At 37.2% G+C, this 667-nt stretch carries 1 protein-coding gene; it reads left to right on the top strand.

Annotated features, from left to right (window positions below; all coding sequences use genetic code 11):
- Positions 1-595 (top strand): hypothetical protein (locus DWZ61_RS19440; RefSeq protein ID WP_243026470.1); only part of this gene is annotated, 595 nt, incomplete at its 5' end.
- Positions 596-667 lie beyond the last annotated feature (72 nt).

The raw sequence follows: 667 nt of genomic DNA, 5'->3' as shown, positions 1-667 counted from the left end.
GAGAAAGGAGAATAATCCATTACCCTCAAAAGAGGATAATTGGATTATACGTACTGATATGTTAAAAAAAATTAAGAAAGTTATTGCATTTGCATTAGCATTGACTATGTTAATGGGTATGGGAACAATGGTGTCAGCAGCAGAAAAGGAGAGTAGTATTCCTGAATATTCTGAAACCAATGATGGTGGAATGACGGTGAATATTGCAGGAGATCAGGAAGGAACAATAGTTGAAGGCAGTGGTAATGAGGAAGGGATTAATCCGCTATGGTGGCCTGGAGATGGACCGGCTCCGCAGGTGACAAGCATTTCACTTTATAAATATGGCTGGCTTACAAATGGAAATTTTGGCGTTACGATCAAGGTATATGGATATGGCAGCGATACTACAACATTTGATGGAAGAAGTATTTCGTGGATACATCAGGAGCCATTTATTATATCTGGTACAGGCGCAGATGGCTTCTATTATACATATGATTGTGGTCCGATTACGCAAGCGGGAAGTTATAGATTTAATACAACTTTCAGGTCAACAAACTTCCCTAATACTACACGTTCCTTTTCAACGGTATTCACGTTTAGTGCAAACTAATATATGTTAATTCATATAAATGATGTTGTATAAATAAAGTTGACACCTTATTCTCAAGGAATTCATGTATAA

The sequence above is a fragment of the Clostridium sp. AF34-10BH genome, from assembly GCF_003478095.1.
Taxonomy (GTDB): Bacteria; Bacillota; Clostridia; order Lachnospirales; family Lachnospiraceae; genus Acetatifactor; species Acetatifactor acetigignens.
This window is presented reverse-complemented; position numbering and strand designations above follow the sequence as displayed.